Below are 17,459 nucleotides of genomic sequence, written 5' to 3' on the forward strand. Positions count from 1 at the left end.
AGATGCAACTTTATCCTCAAATCCCATGCCGCTGTGCAGCAAGCATTCGTCCCACGGGCTGGGTATGCTCGGTTCTGACTGACAACGCTGTCAGGTTGCTTTCCGGCCGCCGAGCCCACCCAAGCCACCCTTCCGAGATGATTGTTCCGATGAACGTCCGTCATTCCGATCGTGCGAAGCGCAACCCCGTTTTCCGTCCCCACCGCCTGATGCTGGCTGCGGCGCTTGCCATGGCGCTGGTACCTGCGGCCGGTGCGGCCCCTGCCCCGGTGAACGACGCAGGCACCATCACGCCCGCGCACTGGCCCAGGGCAACCTGGCCGCTGGCCAACGATCCGGCCATGGAACGACGCATCGACGCGCTGATCGCATCAATGACGCTGGAAGAAAAGGTGGGCCAGATCGTGCAGGGTGATATCGCCAGCATCACGCCCGATGACGTGCGCAGATATCGATTGGGTTCAATACTGGCAGGCGGCGCATCCGACCCAGGTGGCCGGTACAACGCAAAGCCCGCCGAATGGCTTGCGCTGGCCGACGCGTTCTGGGAAGCCTCGATGGACACGCGCAACGGTGGCAAGGCCATTCCCATCGTCTGGGGCATTGATGCGATGCATGGCCAGAGCAACGTGGTGGGTGCCACCCTGTTCCCGCACAACATCGGCCTGGGTGCAGCGCGCAACCCGGAATTGCTGCGCGAGATCGCAAGGATCACCGCGGCCGAAACCCGCGTGACCGGCATGGAATGGACGTTCGCGCCGACCGTGGCCGTCCCGCAGGATGACCGCTGGGGGCGCACGTACGAGGGCTACTCGGAAGATCCGGCACTGGTGGCCAGCTATGCAGGGGCATTCGTCGAGGGCCTGCAGGGCAAGGCGGGGGCCGCTGACTTCCTCGACGACCACCACGTGATGACCACGGTCAAGCATTTCCTCGGCGATGGCGGCACGGACAACGGCAAGGATCAGGGCAACACCACGGTCAGCGAGGCCGAATTGCGTGACATCCACGCCGCCGGATACCTGCCGGCGATCAATGCGGGCGCGCAGTCGGTGATGGCGTCGTTCAACAGCTTCCATGGCGAGAAGATGCACGGGCACAAGCCACTGTTGACCGATGTGCTGAAGGACCGGATGGGTTTCGGCGGCTTCGTGGTCGGTGACTGGAACGGCCATGGCCAGATCAAGGGCTGCAGCAACACCGACTGCGCGAAGACCTACGTCGCCGGCCTGGACATGGCCATGGCACCGGACAGCTGGAAGGGGATGTACGAGAGCACGCTGGCCCACGTGAAGGACGGCACCCTGCCGGAGGCGCGGCTGGACGATGCCGTCCGCCGCATCCTGCGGGTGAAGATGCGCATGGGCCTGTTCGACAAGCCCAAGCCTTCCGAGCGCGCATTGGGCGGCAAGTTCGAGCTGCTCGGGGCGCCAACGCATCGCCAGGTGGCGCGGCAGGCCGTGCGTGAATCGCTGGTGCTGCTCAAGAACCAGAACCACCTGCTGCCACTGTCGCCGAAACAGCGGGTACTGGTTGCGGGCGATGGCGCCAACGACATGAGCCGTCAGGCGGGCGGCTGGACGCTCAGCTGGCAGGGCGACGGCACGCGGCGCGAGGACTTCCCGAATGCGGAAACGATCTGGGAAGGTCTGCAGGCACAGGTCAAGTCAGGCGGTGGCCAGGCCGAACTGGCGATCGATGGCCGTTACCGCAACCGTCCCGATGTGGCCATCGTGGTGTTCGGCGAAGATCCCTACGCCGAATTCCAGGGCGACCTGCCCAACCTGATGTTCAAGAACGGCAAGTCCGGAGACCTGGAGCTGATGCGACGCCTGAAGGCAGACGGCATTCCGGTCGTGGGGGTGTTCCTGAGCGGGCGACCGCTGTGGCTGAACCGCGAAATCAACGCCGCCGATGCCTTCGTGGCTGCGTGGCTGCCTGGCTCGGAAGGTGGGGGCGTGGCCGATGTGCTCCTGCGTGGCGCCGATGGGCGCGTGCAACACGACTTCCGCGGAAAGCTGAGCTTCTCCTGGCCACGCCGCGCCAACCAGTACCAGAACAACGTGGGGCAGAAGGACTACGACCCGCAGTTCGCCTACGGCTACGGCCTGACCTATGCCGACAAGGGAAACCTGCCTGCGCTTTCCGAGGACCCCGGCATTGATCCGGACGCCGCAGGTAGCGGCACCCTGTTCGAGCGTGGCGTGGCCGGCACCGGCCTGATGCTTCGCCTGACTGCCGCCAATGGCGAATCGACCGATGTCGTGCATCCCAATGCAACCACTGCCGACCAGTCACTGGCGATGGTCGCGATCAACACCGATGTGCAGGAGGGTGCGCGCCGGTTCAGTTTCCGGGCGCCGGCCACGGTGGCGTTGCAGGCCAATACGCCGCTGGACTGGTCGCGCGAAACCAACGGCGAGCTCTCCGTGGTAGCGACCGTGCGTGTCGAACAGTTCCCGGCGGAATCCGCGGTGACACTCGCTACCGCCTGCGGTGCGGCGTGTGCTGCCGAGGTCGCATTGGGCCCTGCGCTGTCGGCGGCGCCGCGGAACGAGTGGGTCAGGCTGGGCGTTCCCCTCAAGTGCCTGGCCAAGGCCGGGGCAGACATGAGCCGCTTGAACGTACCGTTTGCGCTGCGCGCCGGAAAGGGCACAACGCTTGCGATCACCTCGGTGGTACTGGGCACCGAGTTCGATCGCAAGGTGGAATGCGCGACGCAGTAGGCGCCGTGTTGAATGCCTTGGCGCGGCCGTCACGGAACGCGCCGCGCCATGGCATTCGCTGGGCAGCCAGCACGGTATGATGCCGCAACCCCGGCACTTGCACTGATCGCAGCGGGCGCCCGCACGCCGATCACATGCGCCGGAGAACCGGCGACAGGGTCGATGGACGGCACCGCGCACGCCCTACTCCATGCTCGCTTCCCATTCTTCGCTCATCATCTGGATGGCGGTGGCCGTTGCCACTGTCGGCCTTCTGTTCCGCCCGTTCCGCATCCCGGAGTACGCGTGGGCGCTCGGCGCGGCCGCGTTGCTTCCGCTCAGCGGCACCCTGTCGTTGGGCACGACCTGGCACGCAGTCGCAGAAGGCCGCGACGTCTACCTTTTCCTGGTTGGCATGATGGTGCTGGCCGAGCTTGCCCGCCGCGAAGGGCTGTTCGACTGGCTGGCGCTGTATGCGGTGCGGCATGCGGGCGGCTCGGGGCGGCGCCTGTTCGACCTCGTGTTCCTGGTCGGCACGCTGGTAACGGTGTTTCTTTCCAATGATGCGACAGCTGTGGTGTTGACCCCGGCTGTCTACGCAGCCTGCAAGGCGGCCCGCGCCAATCCTCTGCCCTACCTGTTCGTCTGTGCCTTCATCGCCAATGCGGCCAGCTTCGTGTTGCCCATCTCCAACCCGGCCAACCTGGTGGTGTACGGCCAGCACATGCCGCCGCTGCTGCAGTGGCTGGCGCAGTTCGCCCTGCCCTCGCTGGCGGCGATCGGTGCGACCTATCTGGTGCTGCGCTGGGTGCACCGGCGCGAGATCGCACAGCCGCTGGTGGCCGCGCCGCAGCATCGCCCGCTGACCGAGGGCGGGCGCCTGAGTGCGCTGGGCGTGCTGTTCACCGGCGGCGTTCTGCTGGTGACCTCTGCACTTGACGGACCGCTCGGCGTGGCCACGTTCTGCGCCGGTGCACTGAGCGTGGCGGCCGTGGTGGTTCGCCAGCGCCGCAGCCCGCTACCGCTGCTGCGCCACGTATCCTGGGGCGTGTTGCCGCTGGTGGCCGGCCTGTTCGTGCTGGTGGAAGCGGTGGCCCAGACCGGTGTCATCCAGACTGCGGCCAGCGCGCTGCAGTCCGTGGCGAAGGCTTCCCCGCAGCAGTCCAGCTGGCTGGCCGGTGGTGCGGCGGCGTTGCTCAGCAACCTGGCCAACAATCTGCCGGTCGGGCTGGCGGCCGGTTCGCTGGGGCAGATGGCCGACCTGCCGGCACAGACCCGCGCCGCGCTGCTGATCGGCGTGGACCTTGGGCCGAACCTCTCGGTGACCGGCTCGCTGGCCACGATGCTGTGGCTGGTGGCGTTGCGTCGCGAGGGCGTGCATGTCAGCGCACTCGACTTCCTGCGCGTCGGCGCGCTGGTGATGCCGCCCGCGCTGATCGGAGCGCTGCTGCTGCTCTGATCGGCGCGCGGGCGGCGTGCCGATGTCAGAACGCCAGCTGCAGGCGGGTATTGAAGGTGGTGCCTTCATCGCTGCCTGCTGCACTGCCACTGCGGTGGCGGGTCTGCCAACGGACGGCTTCGAACATCACGCGGCTGAAATCGTTGAGATACCAGTTCGCGCCCAGGGTCCATGCGTGGCCGGTGCCGCCACTGGGCAACTCGGCATAGTCCACGTCTTCATAGCGGCCCTTCAGCTCCCATGCACCGCGACCACCGCGGGTCACCGGGTCAGCCACCTTCACGCGCCCCCAGGTACCGGTCCTGCCGGTGTAGGACGGGCGTGCGCCAGCCAGGAACCAGCCGGCCGAGATCGCCCAGGCCTCGTGGTCACGATCGTAACGGCCGCTGTCGTCGCTCCCCCGCAGGTTGCGGGTGCCCCATTCGCCGGTCGCCCAGGCCGGCCCGAAGAAGCCGGCCAGTTCCGCGCCATAGGCCGTACTGCGCTCGGCGCCCAGCAGTGTGCCCGGCGCGATCTTGACCAGGTCGTTGAAGTGCCCAGCGATGGCCGAACTGCGGACGACGCCGCTGGCGCCTGCAGCGATCTCCTCGTGGAAGGCCCAGGCCCCCAGGTGTACGGTGACCGCGTCGTTGGCCACCGGGTTCCAATGCACGCGCGTGGCCCAGGTCTGGCTGTCGTTGTCGGTGCCGGCGTTGTTGAGATCGTTGCCGGCCACCGACAGGCTGGCATGCCACCCCTTTCCATAGATGCGCTCGGTCAACCCGACACCAAACAGGCCGCGCTGTGGCAGCATCAGCGTGCCGACCACGTTGCGCTCCTGGAACGGCGTGTTGGAGGTGCTGCTGGAACCATCGATACCGCGATCATTCAAGCGATTGCCAACTGTGAGATCGGCCGACAGCCCGAACAGGGCGTGATCCAGCGTGGCGTAGACCGACTTCCAGGCCACCGCGTTGTCGGCGAAGTCACCCTCCACCACCCAGCCCAGGGTTCCGTAGCGTCCCTCTGCCCCAAGGCGCACCGAACGGATCTCGGTACCCGAAACGTTGCGGCCGGCGACCGCGGAACCGTCAGTACTGGAGGCATCGACGAACAGGCGGCCGCGGGGACGGAACACCGTATTGCCGTCGGCACTGCTGAACTCCGGTGCGCCCTTGGCCCAGGAGACCTTGGGCAGCTTGGACTGTCCCGATTCCAGTGTGGCCACGCGCGTCTCCAGCGCAGGCCCGGGCGCGGGCGGAGCGGGAGGCCCGGCCGCCATGCCCTGCCCGCCCTCGACGGCGCGCAGGCGCGCTTCCAATTGCTGGATCTGCAGCGCCTGCTGCTGCACCAGGCGTGACAGTTCGGCCTGGCTCAGTGGTGCGGGCGGGGACGAAACAGCCTGGGCGCCAGCATGGCCACTGGCCAACAGCAGGCCGAGCGCGACCGACAGCGCTGCCAGCGGCAGCACGGTGGAATGGTTCATGGACTCTCTCTCCGGCCAGCCGGCCCCCTGGCCCGGCGCTGGCCTGTTGCGGTGGTGCGGGGGAAGATCGGGGGAAGAAGTGCGCGCCGCCGGATCGGTCCGGCGGCGCGGCAGGCCGGCTCAGCGCGGCCAGTTCAGCTGGTGGCCTGTGCCTGTGCGTTGGGACGCCAGGTGATCAGCTTGTTCTCGACCACGTCCAGCATGGCGTCGATGACCAGCACGAAGGCGGCCAGAATGATGATGCCGGCAAAGACGCCCACCGCATTGAAGTTGCCCTCGGCCTGCGCGATCAGGTAACCCAGGCCCGCCGAGGCGCCAAGGTACTCACCGATGATCGCGCCGACCACCGCGAAGCCCACCGAAGTGCGCAGCGAGGACAGGATCCAGCTGGCTGCTGCCGGGAAGTAGACGTGGCGCAGCAGGTCGCTGCGGCTTGCGCCCAGGATGCGGGCATTGGCCAGTACCACCGGATTCACCTCACGCACGCCCTGCATGGCATTGAAGAACGTAGTGAAGAACACCAGGGTGACCGCCAGCGCCACCTTCGACCACAGGCCCAGCCCCAGCCACAACACGAAAATCGGCGCCAGCACTACGCGCGGAATTGCGTTGAAGCCTTTGATGAAGGGATCGAGGATGCGCGCCGAACGGCGGCTCAGGCCCAGCCAGACACCGCCAGCCACACCCAGGCCGGTGCCGATGATGTAGCCCAGCGCGGTTTCGGTAAGGGTGATGTAGACATGCTGGTAGAACGAGGTATCGGACAACCAGGTCCAGGCCTGCTGCACGATCGCCGTCGGCGAAGGGAAGAAGAACGGATCGATCACGCCCAGCGCGATACCGCCTTCCCAGCCGCCGAAAACGGCGACTACCAGGGCCAGCTGGATGAATTTGTCAGTCTTGGCGTGCATAGCTCTTCTCCACTTCGCCGCGCAGGCAGGCCCAGATGTCGCGGTACAGGTCGGTGAAACGGTCATCCAGCTTGATCTCGGCCACGTTGCGCGGACGTTCCAGGCCCACGTCGAAGCTGCGCACCACCCGGCTGGCTGGGCCGGAGGACAGCACCACCACGCGATCCCCCAGGGCGATCGCTTCTTCCAGGTCATGGGTGATCAGGATCACCGAGCGCCGGTCCTCCTGCCAAAGACGCAGCAGCTCGTTCTGCATCAGGTGGCGGGTGTGGATGTCCAGCGCCGAGAAAGGTTCATCCATCAGGATCACCTTCGGCTCGACGATCAGCGCCTGCGCCATCTGCACCCGCTTGCGCTGGCCACCGGACAGCTGGTGCGGGTAGCGGTGCTCGAAACCGGCCAGGCCGACCTTCGCCAGCCACGCGTTGGCCTTGGCCTTGCGTTCGGCTTCGGGCACGCCGCGGAAGCGCAGGCCGAGTTCAACATTCTGGTAAGCCGTCTTCCACGGCAGCAGCGCATCCTGCTGGAACAGGTAGCCGACCGACTCCTGCACACCGCTGACGGCGCGGCCGTCGATGCTCACCTGCCCGGAAGACGGCTTCAGCAGGCCCGCCACGGAATTGAGGATGGTGCTCTTGCCGCAGCCGGTCGGGCCGACGATGGCAAGGAACTCGCCGTCACCCACCTGGATGTCGACATCACGCACGGCGGTGAATTCGCCGAAGGACATGGTCACCTTGTTGATGGCGACCATGGTCTGTGCAGGATCCAGCTGCGGTGCGCCATTGAACTGGCGCACGGTGGCATTGAGGGCCATGGGGTTACCTCCGCTTACGGTTGGGCAGCCGGCGCCGCAGCGTTGGCACGCTCGACGAAGGCATTGGTGTAGGTCCTGGACAGATCGATGTTGGCCTTGGCCACATCCGTGTTGAACTCGCGCAGCACCTTCAGTGGGGTTTCCAGGTCGGACGGCGTGAAGTGACCGTCCCTGGTAAAGATCGCGCGGGCGTTCTCCACAGCGCGGGCATAGGTGGCGCGATCGCCGGAGACGTAGCTGTCCGGCAGCGCGGCAACGATCTCTTCGGCACTGTTGTCAGCGATGAACTTCAATGCCATCTGCTCGGCACGGGCGATCTTCTCGGCCGCTTCGGGGCGCTTGTCCAGGAAGCTCTGGTTGGCATACATCACCGAGGTCGGATACAGGCCGCCATAGACCTGGCGGGCGCCGTCGTCGCTGCGCGCGTCGAGGAGGATCTTGCCGACCTTGCGCTCGGTGATCAGGGTGGCAGCCGGGTCGTAGTTGACCAGCAGGTCGATCTTGCCCTGCTCAAGGGCAGCAACCGCTGCGGCGCCGGAGCCGACACCGATCAGCGAGATGCTGTCGGCCGGAATATCATGCTGGGCGAGGAAGTGACGGACGAAGAAGTCTGACGAGGAGCCCGGCGCGGTGATCCCGACCTTCTGGCCCTTGATGGTTTCCGGCCGGGCCGGATCGAAGGTGGCGTCTTCGCGGCCGGCCATCACCAGCCCGGAATTGCGCGAGAGCAGCACAAAGGCGACCACGTCCTTGCCCTTGGCCTGCATCTGGATGGTGTGATCGTAGAAGCCGACGGCCACATCGGTGGAATTGGCCACCAGCGCCTGCAGTACCTTGGAGCCGCCCTGGGCGAAGTTCTCTGTCTTCACCTGCAGGCCGACGTCCTTGAAGTACCCCTTGGCGTCGGCGATGAAGAACGGCAGGTTGTTGAGGTTGTAGGAGCCGACGCTGATGCGCACCGGTGCGTTGTCGGCGCTGCCTGTGGTCGCACCTTCGGCGCGGCCGCTGTTGCTGCACCCGGCCGCGGCCAGGCCGGCCGCGCACAGCGCGACCATCAGGAACTGCTTGTACATCATCCCTCCCAGGAGTGAAGCATCTACGTTGTGGTGGCGGGGCAGGCACGCCTGTGCCGACCCGGCCGGTTTCAGATCATGCCGCTGACGTCCATTGGCGGTCTTGGGTGGTACTGGTCGTGGCGTGCGCGGGCGACGTTGCATATACCCGACCGTCGAACAGTCTGCGTGCGGTGCGGATCACGCTGGCAATCACCGGCGTATCGTCCGAACTGCGACTGAGACCCACCTCCAGGGCCCCGCTCGGATGTTCGAGGGTAATGCTGCCGGGAACGGACAGGCATCCGACCAAAGTGTGGGCCAGCGTGCCCGGCGTGACGGCGGCGGTGGCCAGGCCGACCGCGCCGGTAATGGCCAGTGCAGTGTGGCATTGGTGCGGCATGAAATAGCGCACCTGCAGATCGCCCCCCTGTTGCGGCGCCGACAGCAGCACCGGCTTGGGAATGACCTTGTTGCCGGCGTCGGCGATGCCCATGCGGGCGCCTGCCTGGATGCGCAGCGCTTCCAGCCGGCGCATGAATGTCGCATCCGCGTTCAGTTCGGCGGGCGAAGCATCACCTCGTACGCCCAGGTCTTCGGCACGCACCAGCATCATCGGCATGGCGCAGTCCACCAGGCTGACCGGGACGCCATCGATGGACTCCTGCGCGTGCCCGCTGGGCAGCAGCTTGCCGGTGCGGGCGCCCGCGGCATCAAGGAAGGAGAGTCTGACCGGCGAGGCCGAACCGGGCGCACCGGCAATGCGCGTATCACCGCGATAGACCACCTTGCCGCCAGGCGTTTCCACCGTCGCGATGATCAGCTTGCCGGTATTGACGTTGTGGATGCGCACCTCGGTCTGCGGATCCTGGGCCTGCACCAGCCCCCGCTCAATGGCATACGGGCCCACTGCCGCCAGCATGTTGCCGCAGTTGGGGGACGTGTCCACCACCTGCTGTTCCACCCTTACCTGGGCGAACAGATAGTCCACGTCGGCGTCTGCCCGGCTGGATCGGTCGATGATGGCCACTTTGCTGGTCAGCGCGTTGCCTCCACCGATGCCGTCGATCTGCAGCGGATGACCCGACCCCATCACTTCCACCAGCAGGCGATCGCGTTCGGCGGTGTTCGCCGGAAGGTCGCTGGCCAGGAAGAACGGGCCCTTGGAGGTGCCGCCTCGCATGAGCACGCAGGGAATGCTGAGCAGATCGTTGGACATACGTGTGCTAGATTGATGCGTATAGGGGATGAATGACCCCTCTGTGATTCGATACTGGCATGACCCCAATTGATCTGTGAATTGCTGATTTTTGGATGATTGATACCTTATGAGCATCAATTGTGAAATCCTCGATCTCCGCGCGTTCCTGCTTGTATCGGAGACACGCAGCTTCCATCGAGCCGCGGAGATCCTGCACGTCTCCCAGCCGGCACTCAGCCGACGGATACAGAAGCTGGAGCAGGCCGTGGGTTCGCCTCTGCTGGAGCGCACCACGCGCAGCGTCAGCACGACCGCAGTCGGCGAGAACCTGCTGCCGCTGGTGCGTCGCATGCTGGAGGAATTCGATGGATCACTGTTCTCACTGCGCGGCCGCGAAGACACGCGCGGTGCTACTGTCACCATCGCCTGCCTGCCTACGGCCGCGTTCTATTTCCTGCCAAGCGTGATGGCGCGCTTCCACGAAGCGCATCCCAACGTGCGCTTCCGGATCCTGGATATCCCGGCGACCGAGGGCCTGCAGGCGGTGGAGCGTGGCGAAGTCGAGTTCGGCATCAACTTCATGGGCGCCAACGATCCGAATCTCGACTTCGACGTACTGGCCGAAGACCCGTTCGTGCTGGCTTGCCGACGCGACCACCCGCTGGCCCGCAAGCGCAGGGTGGAGTGGGCCGACCTCGCCGAGCATCAGCTGATCACCGTGCATCGCACCAGCGGCAATCGCACGCTGCTGGACGGCGCCCTGGCGCGCGAGAACCTCAAACTGAGCTGGCACTACGAAGTGACCCACCTGTCGACGTCACTGGGCATGGTCGAGGCCGGCATCGGCGTTTCTGTCCTGCCGAAAATGGCGACGCCGGACGGGGATCACCCCACCCTGGTGACGCGCTCGATAGGCAACCCTGTGGTGTCGCGCACGATCGGGATCGTCCGTCGCCGAGGCGCCCTGCTCTCGCCTACTGCGGAACGCTTTCTTCAGATGTTGATGAGCCAGTGGCGCGGGGAGAGCTGAACATCGTTTGATGGACAGGCGGACCCGAGATCTGGCGGAACGTGATGGCCGGGCATGGCTCGGCCCTACAGGGGCGCCAGCTCGCGCGCCAGGAACGGCGCCGTCCGGCTGCCCTTGGCACGCGCCACCTGATGCGGCGCTCCCTTCGCCACGATCGTGCCACCGGCACTGCCTGCGCCCGGGCCAACGTCAATCACCCAGTCCGCCTGCGCGACCGCACGCATGTCATGCTCGATCATGATCACTGTGTTTCCTGAGTCGACCAGCCGCTGCAGCTGTACCAGCAGCCTGTCCGCATCGGAGGCATGCAGGCCGGTGGTGGGTTCGTCCAGCACGTAGAGCGTGCGCCCGCGCTGGCTGCGCTGCAGTTCGGTGGCCAGCTTGATGCGCTGGGCCTCACCGCCTGAAAGCTCGGTGGCCGGCTGGCCCAGCCGCAGGTAACCCAGGCCGATTTCCTGCAGCAGCTGCAGCGGTCGGGCGATGGGCTCCTCCCCGCTGAAGAACGCATGCGCCTGGTCCACCGTCATCTTCAGGACCTCGGCGATGTTGCGGTCGTTCCACAGTACCTTCAGCGTGGCTTCGTTGTAACGCGCGCCGTGGCAGGTGGGGCACGGGGCGTAGACGCTGGGCATGAACAGCAGCTCGACGCTCACGAAACCCTCGCCTTCGCAGGTCTCGCATCGGCCCTTGGCCACGTTGAACGAGAAACGGCCCGCATCGAACCGGCGACGACGTGCGGCCGGCGTCGCCGCGAACAGTTTGCGTACGTGATCGAACAGCCCGGTATAGGTGGCGAGGTTGGAGCGCGGTGTGCGGCCGATCGGCTTCTGGTCCACCTGCACCACGCGCTGGATGGCGTCCACATCACCGGCCAGTTGGCCCCGGGTGGTTTCGATCACGGTCGGCCCGTCCGTGGGTGAGGCCTCGGCACCATCGTCCGCGGGTTCGTGCCCCAGATGCAGCAGCATCAGCTCCGGCAGCGCCTGCGCCATCAGGCTGGACTTGCCCGAACCGGAAATGCCGGTCACTGCCGTCAGCAACCCCAGCGGCACCTGCGCGTCCACACCGTGCAGGTTGTGGCGATGGATGCCCTTCAGTTCCAGCCAGTTCGCGGCGCTTCGCTGGCGGCTGGCAGGCGCTGGCACCTGGTCGAACAGATACCGGGCGGTGCGCGAATCCTGCACCTGGCGCAGGCCACCGGGCTCGCCGCTGTAGAGCACCCGCCCTCCCCGCTCGCCGGCCTCCGGGCCCACGTCCACCAGCCATTGCGCGCGGCGCATCAGCTCCAGATCGTGCTCGACCACGAACACCGAGTTTCCGCCATCACGCAGCCGGTCCAACGCGTCGTACAGCGCCTGGCTGTCGGCCGGGTGCAGGCCAGCCGAAGGTTCGTCGAGCACGTACAGCACACCGAACAGCAGCGAGCTGAGCTGGGTGGCCAGCCGCAGGCGCTGCAGTTCGCCGGCGGACAGCGTGGGCGTGGCGCGGTCCAGCGAGAGGTAGCCCAGGCCCAGCTCACGCAGCTGCCGTACACGCGCCATGACCCCACTCGCCAGTCGCTGTGCAGCCAGCCGCTTCTCTTCCGACAGGGCCGAGGTCAGGCGGACATCCGGGGCTGAAGCATGGACGGCGCGCCCGCTGGCCGCCCGCTGGCTGCGGTCGCGGCGCGTGGTGTTCCTGCTGGTGCGTTCGCCCCTGCTGTGTGCGCTGAAATCACCCTGCGCGATGGGCTCCAGCAGATCTGCCAGCTGATCCAGGGGCAGCCGCATGAACTCGCCGATATCCACGCCCGCGAAGGTGACCGAGAGCGCTTCCGGCTTCAGGCGTTTCCCGTGGCAGGCCGGGCACAGCTTGCCTTCCATGTAGCGGGAAACCCGCTTGCGCATCAGCGCGCTCTGGGTATTGGCAAAGGTATGCAGCACGTAGCGACGCGCGCCGGTATACGTGCCCATGTAGCTCGGCTCGAGTTTGCGCTTGAGTGCTGCCCGGGTTTCGGCAGGCGTGAAGCCAGCATAGACCGGCACGGTGGGCGTTTCCTCGGTGAACAGGATCCACTCCCGGTCCTTCTTCGGCAGCTTCTTCCACGGCACGTCGATGTCGTAGCCGAGCGTGACCAGGATGTCGCGCAGGTTCTGGCCATGCCAGGCCGGCGGCCAGGAGGCGATGGCGCGCTCGCGGATGCTCAGCGACGGGTCAGGCACCATCAAGGCTTCGGTCACTTCGTAGACATGCCCCAGCCCGTGGCAGGTACTGCAGGCGCCCTGCGGCGTGTTGGGCGAGAAGTCCTCGGCGTAGAGCATCGGCTGGTCGGCCGGGTAGGCGCCTGCACGCGAGTACATCATGCGCACCAGGCTGGAGAGCGTGGTGACACTGCCCACCGATGAACGCGTATTGCTGGCGCCGCGCTGCTGCTGCAACGCCACTGCCGGCGGCAGCCCGTCGATGGCGTCCACATCGGGCACGCCGGCCTGGTCGATCAGGCGCCGTGCATACGGCGCAACCGATTCGAAGTAGCGCCGCTGCGCTTCGGCGAAGACGGTGCCGAAGGCCAGCGATGACTTGCCGGAGCCCGAAACACCGGAAAACACCACCAATGCGTTGCGCGGGATGGAGACGTCAACATTCTTGAGGTTGTGCTCGCGCGCACCGCGCACCTCGACGCAACCGCTGGCAGCGGCGGCACATGACGATTCACCAAAGGCGGACTTGGACATCTTCACGATCCTGCAGGCAGTGAGCGGCGCGCGCATGGGCGCGCCCGACAGTGCATTTTCGCTGTTGTGGAGTGAATGCGGGTGATGGTTCGGTCACGCCGCGCGTGATTCTCCGAACACCCGTGACGGCCTGTCAGCGGCCATCCGGCCGCACCGGCTCGCGGACGCCCGTACCGGCGGCAAACGCCACCTTGTCTCCATTGACCAGCTCGACTACGAGCTGGTTGGAGTGATTGAAGCCGATGGTGCTCACCCAGGCGAAGTGCGAGACGGTACGCCTGAGCTGCGATGTGCGGCGATACAGTTGACCCAGGGTGACGGTGCGGACCAAGCGGCCACGATGTTAGAAAAGCAGCACCGGCTCGCTCAACGTCACGTCAACCGGAACCAGGTTCATGCCCTCGTAGCCGACCACGACCGACTCCCCATCGTCCGAAGGGAACAGCCAGCGATGCCAGCCGGGTATCAGCCAGGCTTCCTGACCCGATGCGTGCGGTGTTACCCGTGTTGAATTCAAGGCCGGATCGGAATCCGCACAGAGATTCCGCGCGGGGGAGCATGCCGTGAACCTCTCCGGCGGCGGCAGCGGGGCATCGGCAAGCGCCGGGCCCGCAGCCAGTGCAGCGACGAGCGTGATGAGAGCCTTCATTTCACTGCACACCTCGATCAGGTGGCCGCCGAAGCGGAAACTAAGCGGCGTGTACGTAGGGCGCTACTGCCGCAGCAAGCACATCGATTCCCCACGCGGAGCCTGCGATTTCCTCGGGCTGGCTTCTCTTGAAGCGTGACCAGTCGGCCCTGGCAAGTCGGCCGACCAGTAGCTGATCGGCAGGAAGCTGGTGCATCGACCAATAGGGAAACTGGCGGGTAGAAACGCGCCCGCGCGCCAGCTCCACGACATCCGTGTGGCTGGCCGATTGCAGCACGCGCTCGTAGACGCTGGCCACGCCATCTTCGGGCCCTTCGAAGTACTGCACGAATCGCGTTCCATCGTGCAGCAGCACGCCTGTCACCCCTGCAAGCTTGTTGAACCTTGCGGCATCGGCCACGAGCGCCTTCAGGCGATCAATCGAAAGACCTTCGGCGGCCTGGCTTGCGTATACAACGGCCCTGATGGGCATGGACATCAGCCTTGAATGTGGCGCCACGTCGGCACCTATTCACACTCTAGCATCCGGTACAAGCCCGGGCCGTGATGCGTATTCTTAATTCTTCAGAATACGGGTCGCGCCTTGCGACGCGACAGACGGCATGATGAGCGCCCCCACACGTTCAGGGCTTTATTCATCTTCATGCGCGACATCGGACAGTTCTATGTAATCAGCGTCGAAGGAGTGGCGCGTGAGGATGGCACCCTGCTGCAGGTCACTCGCATGGATTGTTCGTGCCTGAAGTGCTCAAGGCAGTTCCGGGCCATCCCTGGCCACGGCCTCGTCGACCTCAACGGCGCCGCTTCGCTCAGCTGCCCGGGATGCGGCAACCACCAGTCCGTCAGCCGGGCGCGGCTGCAGGAATTCATGCTGCGTACTGATCCATGAGCGAAGCGCACCCTTTCTCAACACTGCGCCAACGCGGCCGACACCGTCGCACCGCTATCTTCCCGTAGTAGACCCACAACGGCGTTCCGATGAGTCATACCGGCATATTCAAGATCACCGACCTCACCTACAGGCCGGGCACAGAGGGCGACCTGGCCCGGGCCCTGCAGATCGAAGCCACCTGCACGGCCTGCGGCACAACCAGCATATGGGGCGAGCAGGAGATGGAGCATGTGCGAGGAGGCACCGTGCTTGCGTGTCGCGCGTGCGGTACGCGCCAGGCCATCAGCAACGCGGGCCTGATCAGCAGCCCGTCCGGGATACGCCGCCACCAGGGGTGAGCGGAAACTGCACTCCATCGCGACCGCGTTCCGTACTAGCTGGATCCCCGGTTTCGCTGCACCCACGTCAGGATCGAGCCCGCAAGCAGGCCGAGTACGATCATCGAAGGCAGCAGCCAGCTTTCGACGGCAAGATCGAGACTGTTCAGGTAGATCGTCGTGCCACGGATGAAGTACGGATGGATTTCACCTGCGGCTGGATAAGGCGCCAGAGGCGCATGCTGCAGTTTCCAGGTGCTGATGAAATAGGAAGCAACCGCCCCTGCTGTTGCCGCTGCACCCAGGGTCCATCCCACGATCGTGGCCAGTTGGCTTGATTTCCTGTTCAATGGCCATCCTCCTTCGCCTGGATTCACTGGATGACCTGTGAGCGGCAGGCTGCAGAGGCCTGCGCACGATAATGCCCGATCCAGTCCAACGACTGCGCGATGCCCCCGAACGGGAAGAAGTGCGGGCTGACCAAGCCATGGTCCTCGGTCAGTCCAGCTGCCATGCGATCCATGAACACCTCCGGCCCCGCCGTTCCAAGCAGCCGCCCGATCGAGATGCCGTACCTTGCCAGCATCGAGGCACTGGCGCCCACCCCGCACATCGCGGCGTAGCGCAGCAACCGCGCAATGCTTGCCGGACCGGGCACACCCACCAGCACCGGAACCACGATGCCGCGAGCGCGCAATGCATGCAGCCAGTCCAGAACGATACCGGCATCGAACGCGAACTGGGTGATGATCATCGGCGCCATGCCGCGCGCTTCGATGGCCCGGCACTTGTGTTCCAGCACCTGCCAGCGTTCTTCAGCGCGCATTGCCGGATGCCCTTCGGGGTGACCACCGATGGCGACGATCCTGATGCCGGACGTCTCCAGAAGACCGGTTTTGATGATGCAGGCGCTGTCAGCAAACGGTCCGGCGGGCGAGGCCAGGTCGCCGGCGATCACCAGGCACTGGGCGACACCGGCCTCGTTGGCGGCACGCTGCAGGAAGCGCTCAAGCACCGCACGCGACCCGATGCGCCGCGCCGAGAGATGCGGTATCGGCTCGAAGCCCAGCTCACGCACCCTGCGCGCCGCTGCCAGGCGTGCGTCGTCGTCCTCGCTGGCCAGCCAGGGAATGGAAATCGTGGTGCCGCGCGGAATGCGGGTGGCTTCGGCACCCAGCGCCGGCATGGCCTTGGCGCTTACCTCCAGCGAAAAGGCATCAAGGAAGGCCTGCACCTGCAGCGACGTAGGCGCGGACATCACGCGCCCACGCCTGCACTACTCGCCAGGGGCGAACTGTTCCGCGCCAGTTCGATGAAAGCCTGCAGGTAGTCGATGCTGGTATCGGCCTCGCGCGCACCCAGATAGATCTGCTTGGGAATGCCCTTCGCGCCGAGGCGTACCGGCACCACGTCCATGCGCGCGGCATACTCCTCCACCAGCCAGCGCGGCATGGCGGCCACGCCACGGCCGCTGGCCACCATCTGCATCATGATGTCGGTGGTTTCAATGGCCTTGTGCCGCCGTGGCGTGATGCCGGCCGGAAGCAGGAACTGGTTGTAGATGTCCAGGCGCTCGAACGGCACCGGGTAGCTGATCAGCACTTCCTGGGCCAGCTGGCGTGGCTTTACATGGTCGAGCTTTGCCAGCGCATGGTTGCTGGCCACCACCAGCACCTGCTCGTAGTCGAACACCGGGATGAACGTCAGGCCTGGCTTCAGCAGCGGGTCGGGGGTGACCAGCAGGTCGATCTCGTAGCCGAACAAGGCGCCGATACCGCCGAACTGGAACTTCTGCTTGACGTCCACGTCCACATCCGGCCACGCGGCCAGGTACGGCGAGACGATCTTCAGCAGCCACTGGTAGCAGGGATGGCACTCCATGCCGATGCGCAGCGCACCGCGCTCGCCCTGCGCGAACTGGCCCAGTCGTTCCTCGGCCAGGGCCAACTGTGGCAGCACCCGGTTGGCCACGGCCAGCAGGTACTGCCCGGCCTGGGTCAGCCGCAGGCTGCGGCCTTCGCGCAGCCAGACGTCGGTGCCCAGCTGCTGTTCCAGCTTCTTCATGCTGTGGCTCAGGGCAGACTGGGTCAGGTTGAGCACGCCGGCGGCAGCGGTGAGCGAGCCCTGCTGCTCGACCTGCTGCACGATGCTGAGGTGGATCCGCTCCAGCATGATGATGAATCCCGCTCATGGATTGGTGAAGTAATACCATTTTACGTCATGGAAGGCACTGACTAGGATCGGGTC

17 protein-coding genes are annotated in these 17,459 nt (G+C 65.8%); 5 read left to right on the forward strand and 12 right to left on the reverse strand.

Translation table 11 applies throughout. The features are described 5' to 3' along the window. The first annotated feature begins 149 nt into the window (after positions 1-149). Positions 150-2,726, forward strand: coding sequence for a glycoside hydrolase family 3 protein (locus AC5P8Z_RS13435; RefSeq protein ID WP_495229263.1), 2,577 nt, complete (start codon positions 150-152; stop codon positions 2,724-2,726). A 190-nt stretch (positions 2,727-2,916) separates the two neighbouring features. Further along, positions 2,917-4,164, forward strand: coding sequence for an arsenic transporter (locus AC5P8Z_RS13440; RefSeq protein WP_495229264.1), 1,248 nt, complete (start codon positions 2,917-2,919; stop codon positions 4,162-4,164). A gap of 25 nt (positions 4,165-4,189) precedes the next feature. On the opposite strand, the gene AC5P8Z_RS13445 is transcribed toward AC5P8Z_RS13440, so the two are convergent. The 5 genes from AC5P8Z_RS13445 to AC5P8Z_RS13465 form a co-directional block, all read right to left on the reverse strand. Next, positions 4,190-5,629: an OprO/OprP family phosphate-selective porin gene (locus AC5P8Z_RS13445; protein ID WP_495229265.1), complete on the reverse strand. Its 1,440-nt coding sequence runs from the start codon at positions 5,627-5,629 to the stop codon at positions 4,190-4,192. 134 nt (positions 5,630-5,763) lie between these two features. Beyond that, positions 5,764-6,540 (reverse strand): ABC transporter permease, encoded by a 777-nt coding sequence (locus AC5P8Z_RS13450; RefSeq protein WP_286068416.1) that lies wholly within the window; start codon positions 6,538-6,540, stop codon positions 5,764-5,766. Then, on the reverse strand, positions 6,524-7,357 hold the full coding sequence (locus AC5P8Z_RS13455) for an ABC transporter ATP-binding protein (protein ID WP_286068417.1): 834 nt from the start codon (positions 7,355-7,357) through the stop codon (positions 6,524-6,526). The genes AC5P8Z_RS13450 and AC5P8Z_RS13455 overlap by 17 nt, the downstream gene beginning before the upstream one ends. A 14-nt stretch (positions 7,358-7,371) precedes the next feature. Further along, positions 7,372-8,430: an ABC transporter substrate-binding protein gene (locus AC5P8Z_RS13460; RefSeq protein WP_286068418.1), complete on the reverse strand. Its 1,059-nt coding sequence runs from the start codon at positions 8,428-8,430 to the stop codon at positions 7,372-7,374. Between the two features lie 76 nt (positions 8,431-8,506). Then, positions 8,507-9,628 (reverse strand): 4-oxalomesaconate tautomerase, encoded by a 1,122-nt coding sequence (locus tag AC5P8Z_RS13465; protein WP_286072031.1) that lies wholly within the window; start codon positions 9,626-9,628, stop codon positions 8,507-8,509. Positions 9,629-9,737: 109 nt separating this feature from the next. Between AC5P8Z_RS13465 and AC5P8Z_RS13470 the strand changes: the two genes are divergently transcribed. Further along, entirely contained in the window at positions 9,738-10,640 is a 903-nt protein-coding gene (locus AC5P8Z_RS13470) for a LysR family transcriptional regulator (RefSeq protein WP_286068419.1), read from the forward strand. 65 nt (positions 10,641-10,705) lie between these two features. Here the strand turns inward: AC5P8Z_RS13470 and AC5P8Z_RS13475 are convergent, their stop codons facing one another. From AC5P8Z_RS13475 to AC5P8Z_RS13490, 4 genes are all read right to left on the reverse strand, one after another. Then, on the reverse strand, positions 10,706-13,354 hold the full coding sequence (locus tag AC5P8Z_RS13475) for an excinuclease ABC subunit UvrA (RefSeq protein WP_495229266.1): 2,649 nt from the start codon (positions 13,352-13,354) through the stop codon (positions 10,706-10,708). Between the two features lie 133 nt (positions 13,355-13,487). After that, positions 13,488-13,685 (reverse strand): hypothetical protein, encoded by a 198-nt coding sequence (locus AC5P8Z_RS13480; protein ID WP_495229267.1) that lies wholly within the window; start codon positions 13,683-13,685, stop codon positions 13,488-13,490. 12 nt (positions 13,686-13,697) lie between these two features. Beyond that, positions 13,698-14,003, reverse strand: coding sequence for a hypothetical protein (locus AC5P8Z_RS13485; protein ID WP_495229268.1), 306 nt, complete (start codon positions 14,001-14,003; stop codon positions 13,698-13,700). A 40-nt stretch (positions 14,004-14,043) separates the two neighbouring features. Then, on the reverse strand, positions 14,044-14,475 hold the full coding sequence (locus tag AC5P8Z_RS13490) for a BLUF domain-containing protein (protein WP_049430846.1): 432 nt from the start codon (positions 14,473-14,475) through the stop codon (positions 14,044-14,046). 171 nt (positions 14,476-14,646) lie between these two features. Here AC5P8Z_RS13490 and AC5P8Z_RS13495 point away from each other — a divergent pair, with 171 nt between their 5' ends. Both AC5P8Z_RS13495 and AC5P8Z_RS13500 read left to right on the forward strand, forming a co-directional pair. Further along, positions 14,647-14,892, forward strand: coding sequence for a hypothetical protein (locus tag AC5P8Z_RS13495; protein ID WP_286068422.1), 246 nt, complete (start codon positions 14,647-14,649; stop codon positions 14,890-14,892). Between the two features lie 89 nt (positions 14,893-14,981). Then, a complete protein-coding gene (locus tag AC5P8Z_RS13500) occupies positions 14,982-15,233 on the forward strand; it encodes a hypothetical protein (protein ID WP_495229269.1) in 252 nt (83 codons plus the stop codon). Between the two features lie 35 nt (positions 15,234-15,268). Here the strand turns inward: AC5P8Z_RS13500 and AC5P8Z_RS13505 are convergent, their stop codons facing one another. Genes AC5P8Z_RS13505 through AC5P8Z_RS13515 form a run of 3 tightly spaced genes read right to left on the reverse strand, consistent with a single transcriptional unit; the run spans position 15,269 to position 17,384 of the window. Further along, positions 15,269-15,562 (reverse strand): hypothetical protein, encoded by a 294-nt coding sequence (locus tag AC5P8Z_RS13505; RefSeq protein WP_495229270.1) that lies wholly within the window; start codon positions 15,560-15,562, stop codon positions 15,269-15,271. A gap of 23 nt (positions 15,563-15,585) precedes the next feature. Then, complete coding sequence (locus tag AC5P8Z_RS13510) at positions 15,586-16,470, reverse strand: methylenetetrahydrofolate reductase (protein ID WP_495229271.1); 885 nt, start codon at positions 16,468-16,470, stop codon at positions 15,586-15,588. Continuing rightward, positions 16,470-17,384: a LysR family transcriptional regulator gene (locus tag AC5P8Z_RS13515; protein WP_286068426.1), complete on the reverse strand. Its 915-nt coding sequence runs from the start codon at positions 17,382-17,384 to the stop codon at positions 16,470-16,472. The genes AC5P8Z_RS13510 and AC5P8Z_RS13515 overlap by 1 nt, the downstream gene beginning before the upstream one ends. Positions 17,385-17,459 lie beyond the last annotated feature (75 nt).

The sequence above is a fragment of the Stenotrophomonas sp. YJH_SMC_17 genome (assembly GCF_059371655.1).

Coding starts and splice junctions, on each gene's coding strand:
- AC5P8Z_RS13460 (WP_286068418.1), bottom strand. CDS start 8,430: ATGTACAAGCAGTTCCTGATGGTCGCGCTGTGCGCGGCCGGCCTGGCC.
- AC5P8Z_RS13515 (WP_286068426.1), bottom strand. CDS start 17,384: ATGCTGGAGCGGATCCACCTCAGCATCGTGCAGCAGGTCGAGCAGCAG.
- AC5P8Z_RS13495 (WP_286068422.1), top strand. CDS start 14,647: ATGCGCGACATCGGACAGTTCTATGTAATCAGCGTCGAAGGAGTGGCG.
- AC5P8Z_RS13490 (WP_049430846.1), bottom strand. CDS start 14,475: ATGCCCATCAGGGCCGTTGTATACGCAAGCCAGGCCGCCGAAGGTCTT.
- AC5P8Z_RS13470 (WP_286068419.1), top strand. CDS start 9,738: ATGAGCATCAATTGTGAAATCCTCGATCTCCGCGCGTTCCTGCTTGTA.
- AC5P8Z_RS13450 (WP_286068416.1), bottom strand. CDS start 6,540: ATGCACGCCAAGACTGACAAATTCATCCAGCTGGCCCTGGTAGTCGCC.
- AC5P8Z_RS13475 (WP_495229266.1), bottom strand. CDS start 13,354: ATGTCCAAGTCCGCCTTTGGTGAATCGTCATGTGCCGCCGCTGCCAGC.
- AC5P8Z_RS13455 (WP_286068417.1), bottom strand. CDS start 7,357: ATGGCCCTCAATGCCACCGTGCGCCAGTTCAATGGCGCACCGCAGCTG.
- AC5P8Z_RS13465 (WP_286072031.1), bottom strand. CDS start 9,628: ATGTCCAACGATCTGCTCAGCATTCCCTGCGTGCTCATGCGAGGCGGC.
- AC5P8Z_RS13445 (WP_495229265.1), bottom strand. CDS start 5,629: ATGAACCATTCCACCGTGCTGCCGCTGGCAGCGCTGTCGGTCGCGCTC.
- AC5P8Z_RS13485 (WP_495229268.1), bottom strand. CDS start 14,003: ATGAAGGCTCTCATCACGCTCGTCGCTGCACTGGCTGCGGGCCCGGCG.
- AC5P8Z_RS13435 (WP_495229263.1), top strand. CDS start 150: ATGAACGTCCGTCATTCCGATCGTGCGAAGCGCAACCCCGTTTTCCGT.
- AC5P8Z_RS13510 (WP_495229271.1), bottom strand. CDS start 16,470: ATGTCCGCGCCTACGTCGCTGCAGGTGCAGGCCTTCCTTGATGCCTTT.
- AC5P8Z_RS13500 (WP_495229269.1), top strand. CDS start 14,982: ATGAGTCATACCGGCATATTCAAGATCACCGACCTCACCTACAGGCCG.
- AC5P8Z_RS13440 (WP_495229264.1), top strand. CDS start 2,917: ATGCTCGCTTCCCATTCTTCGCTCATCATCTGGATGGCGGTGGCCGTT.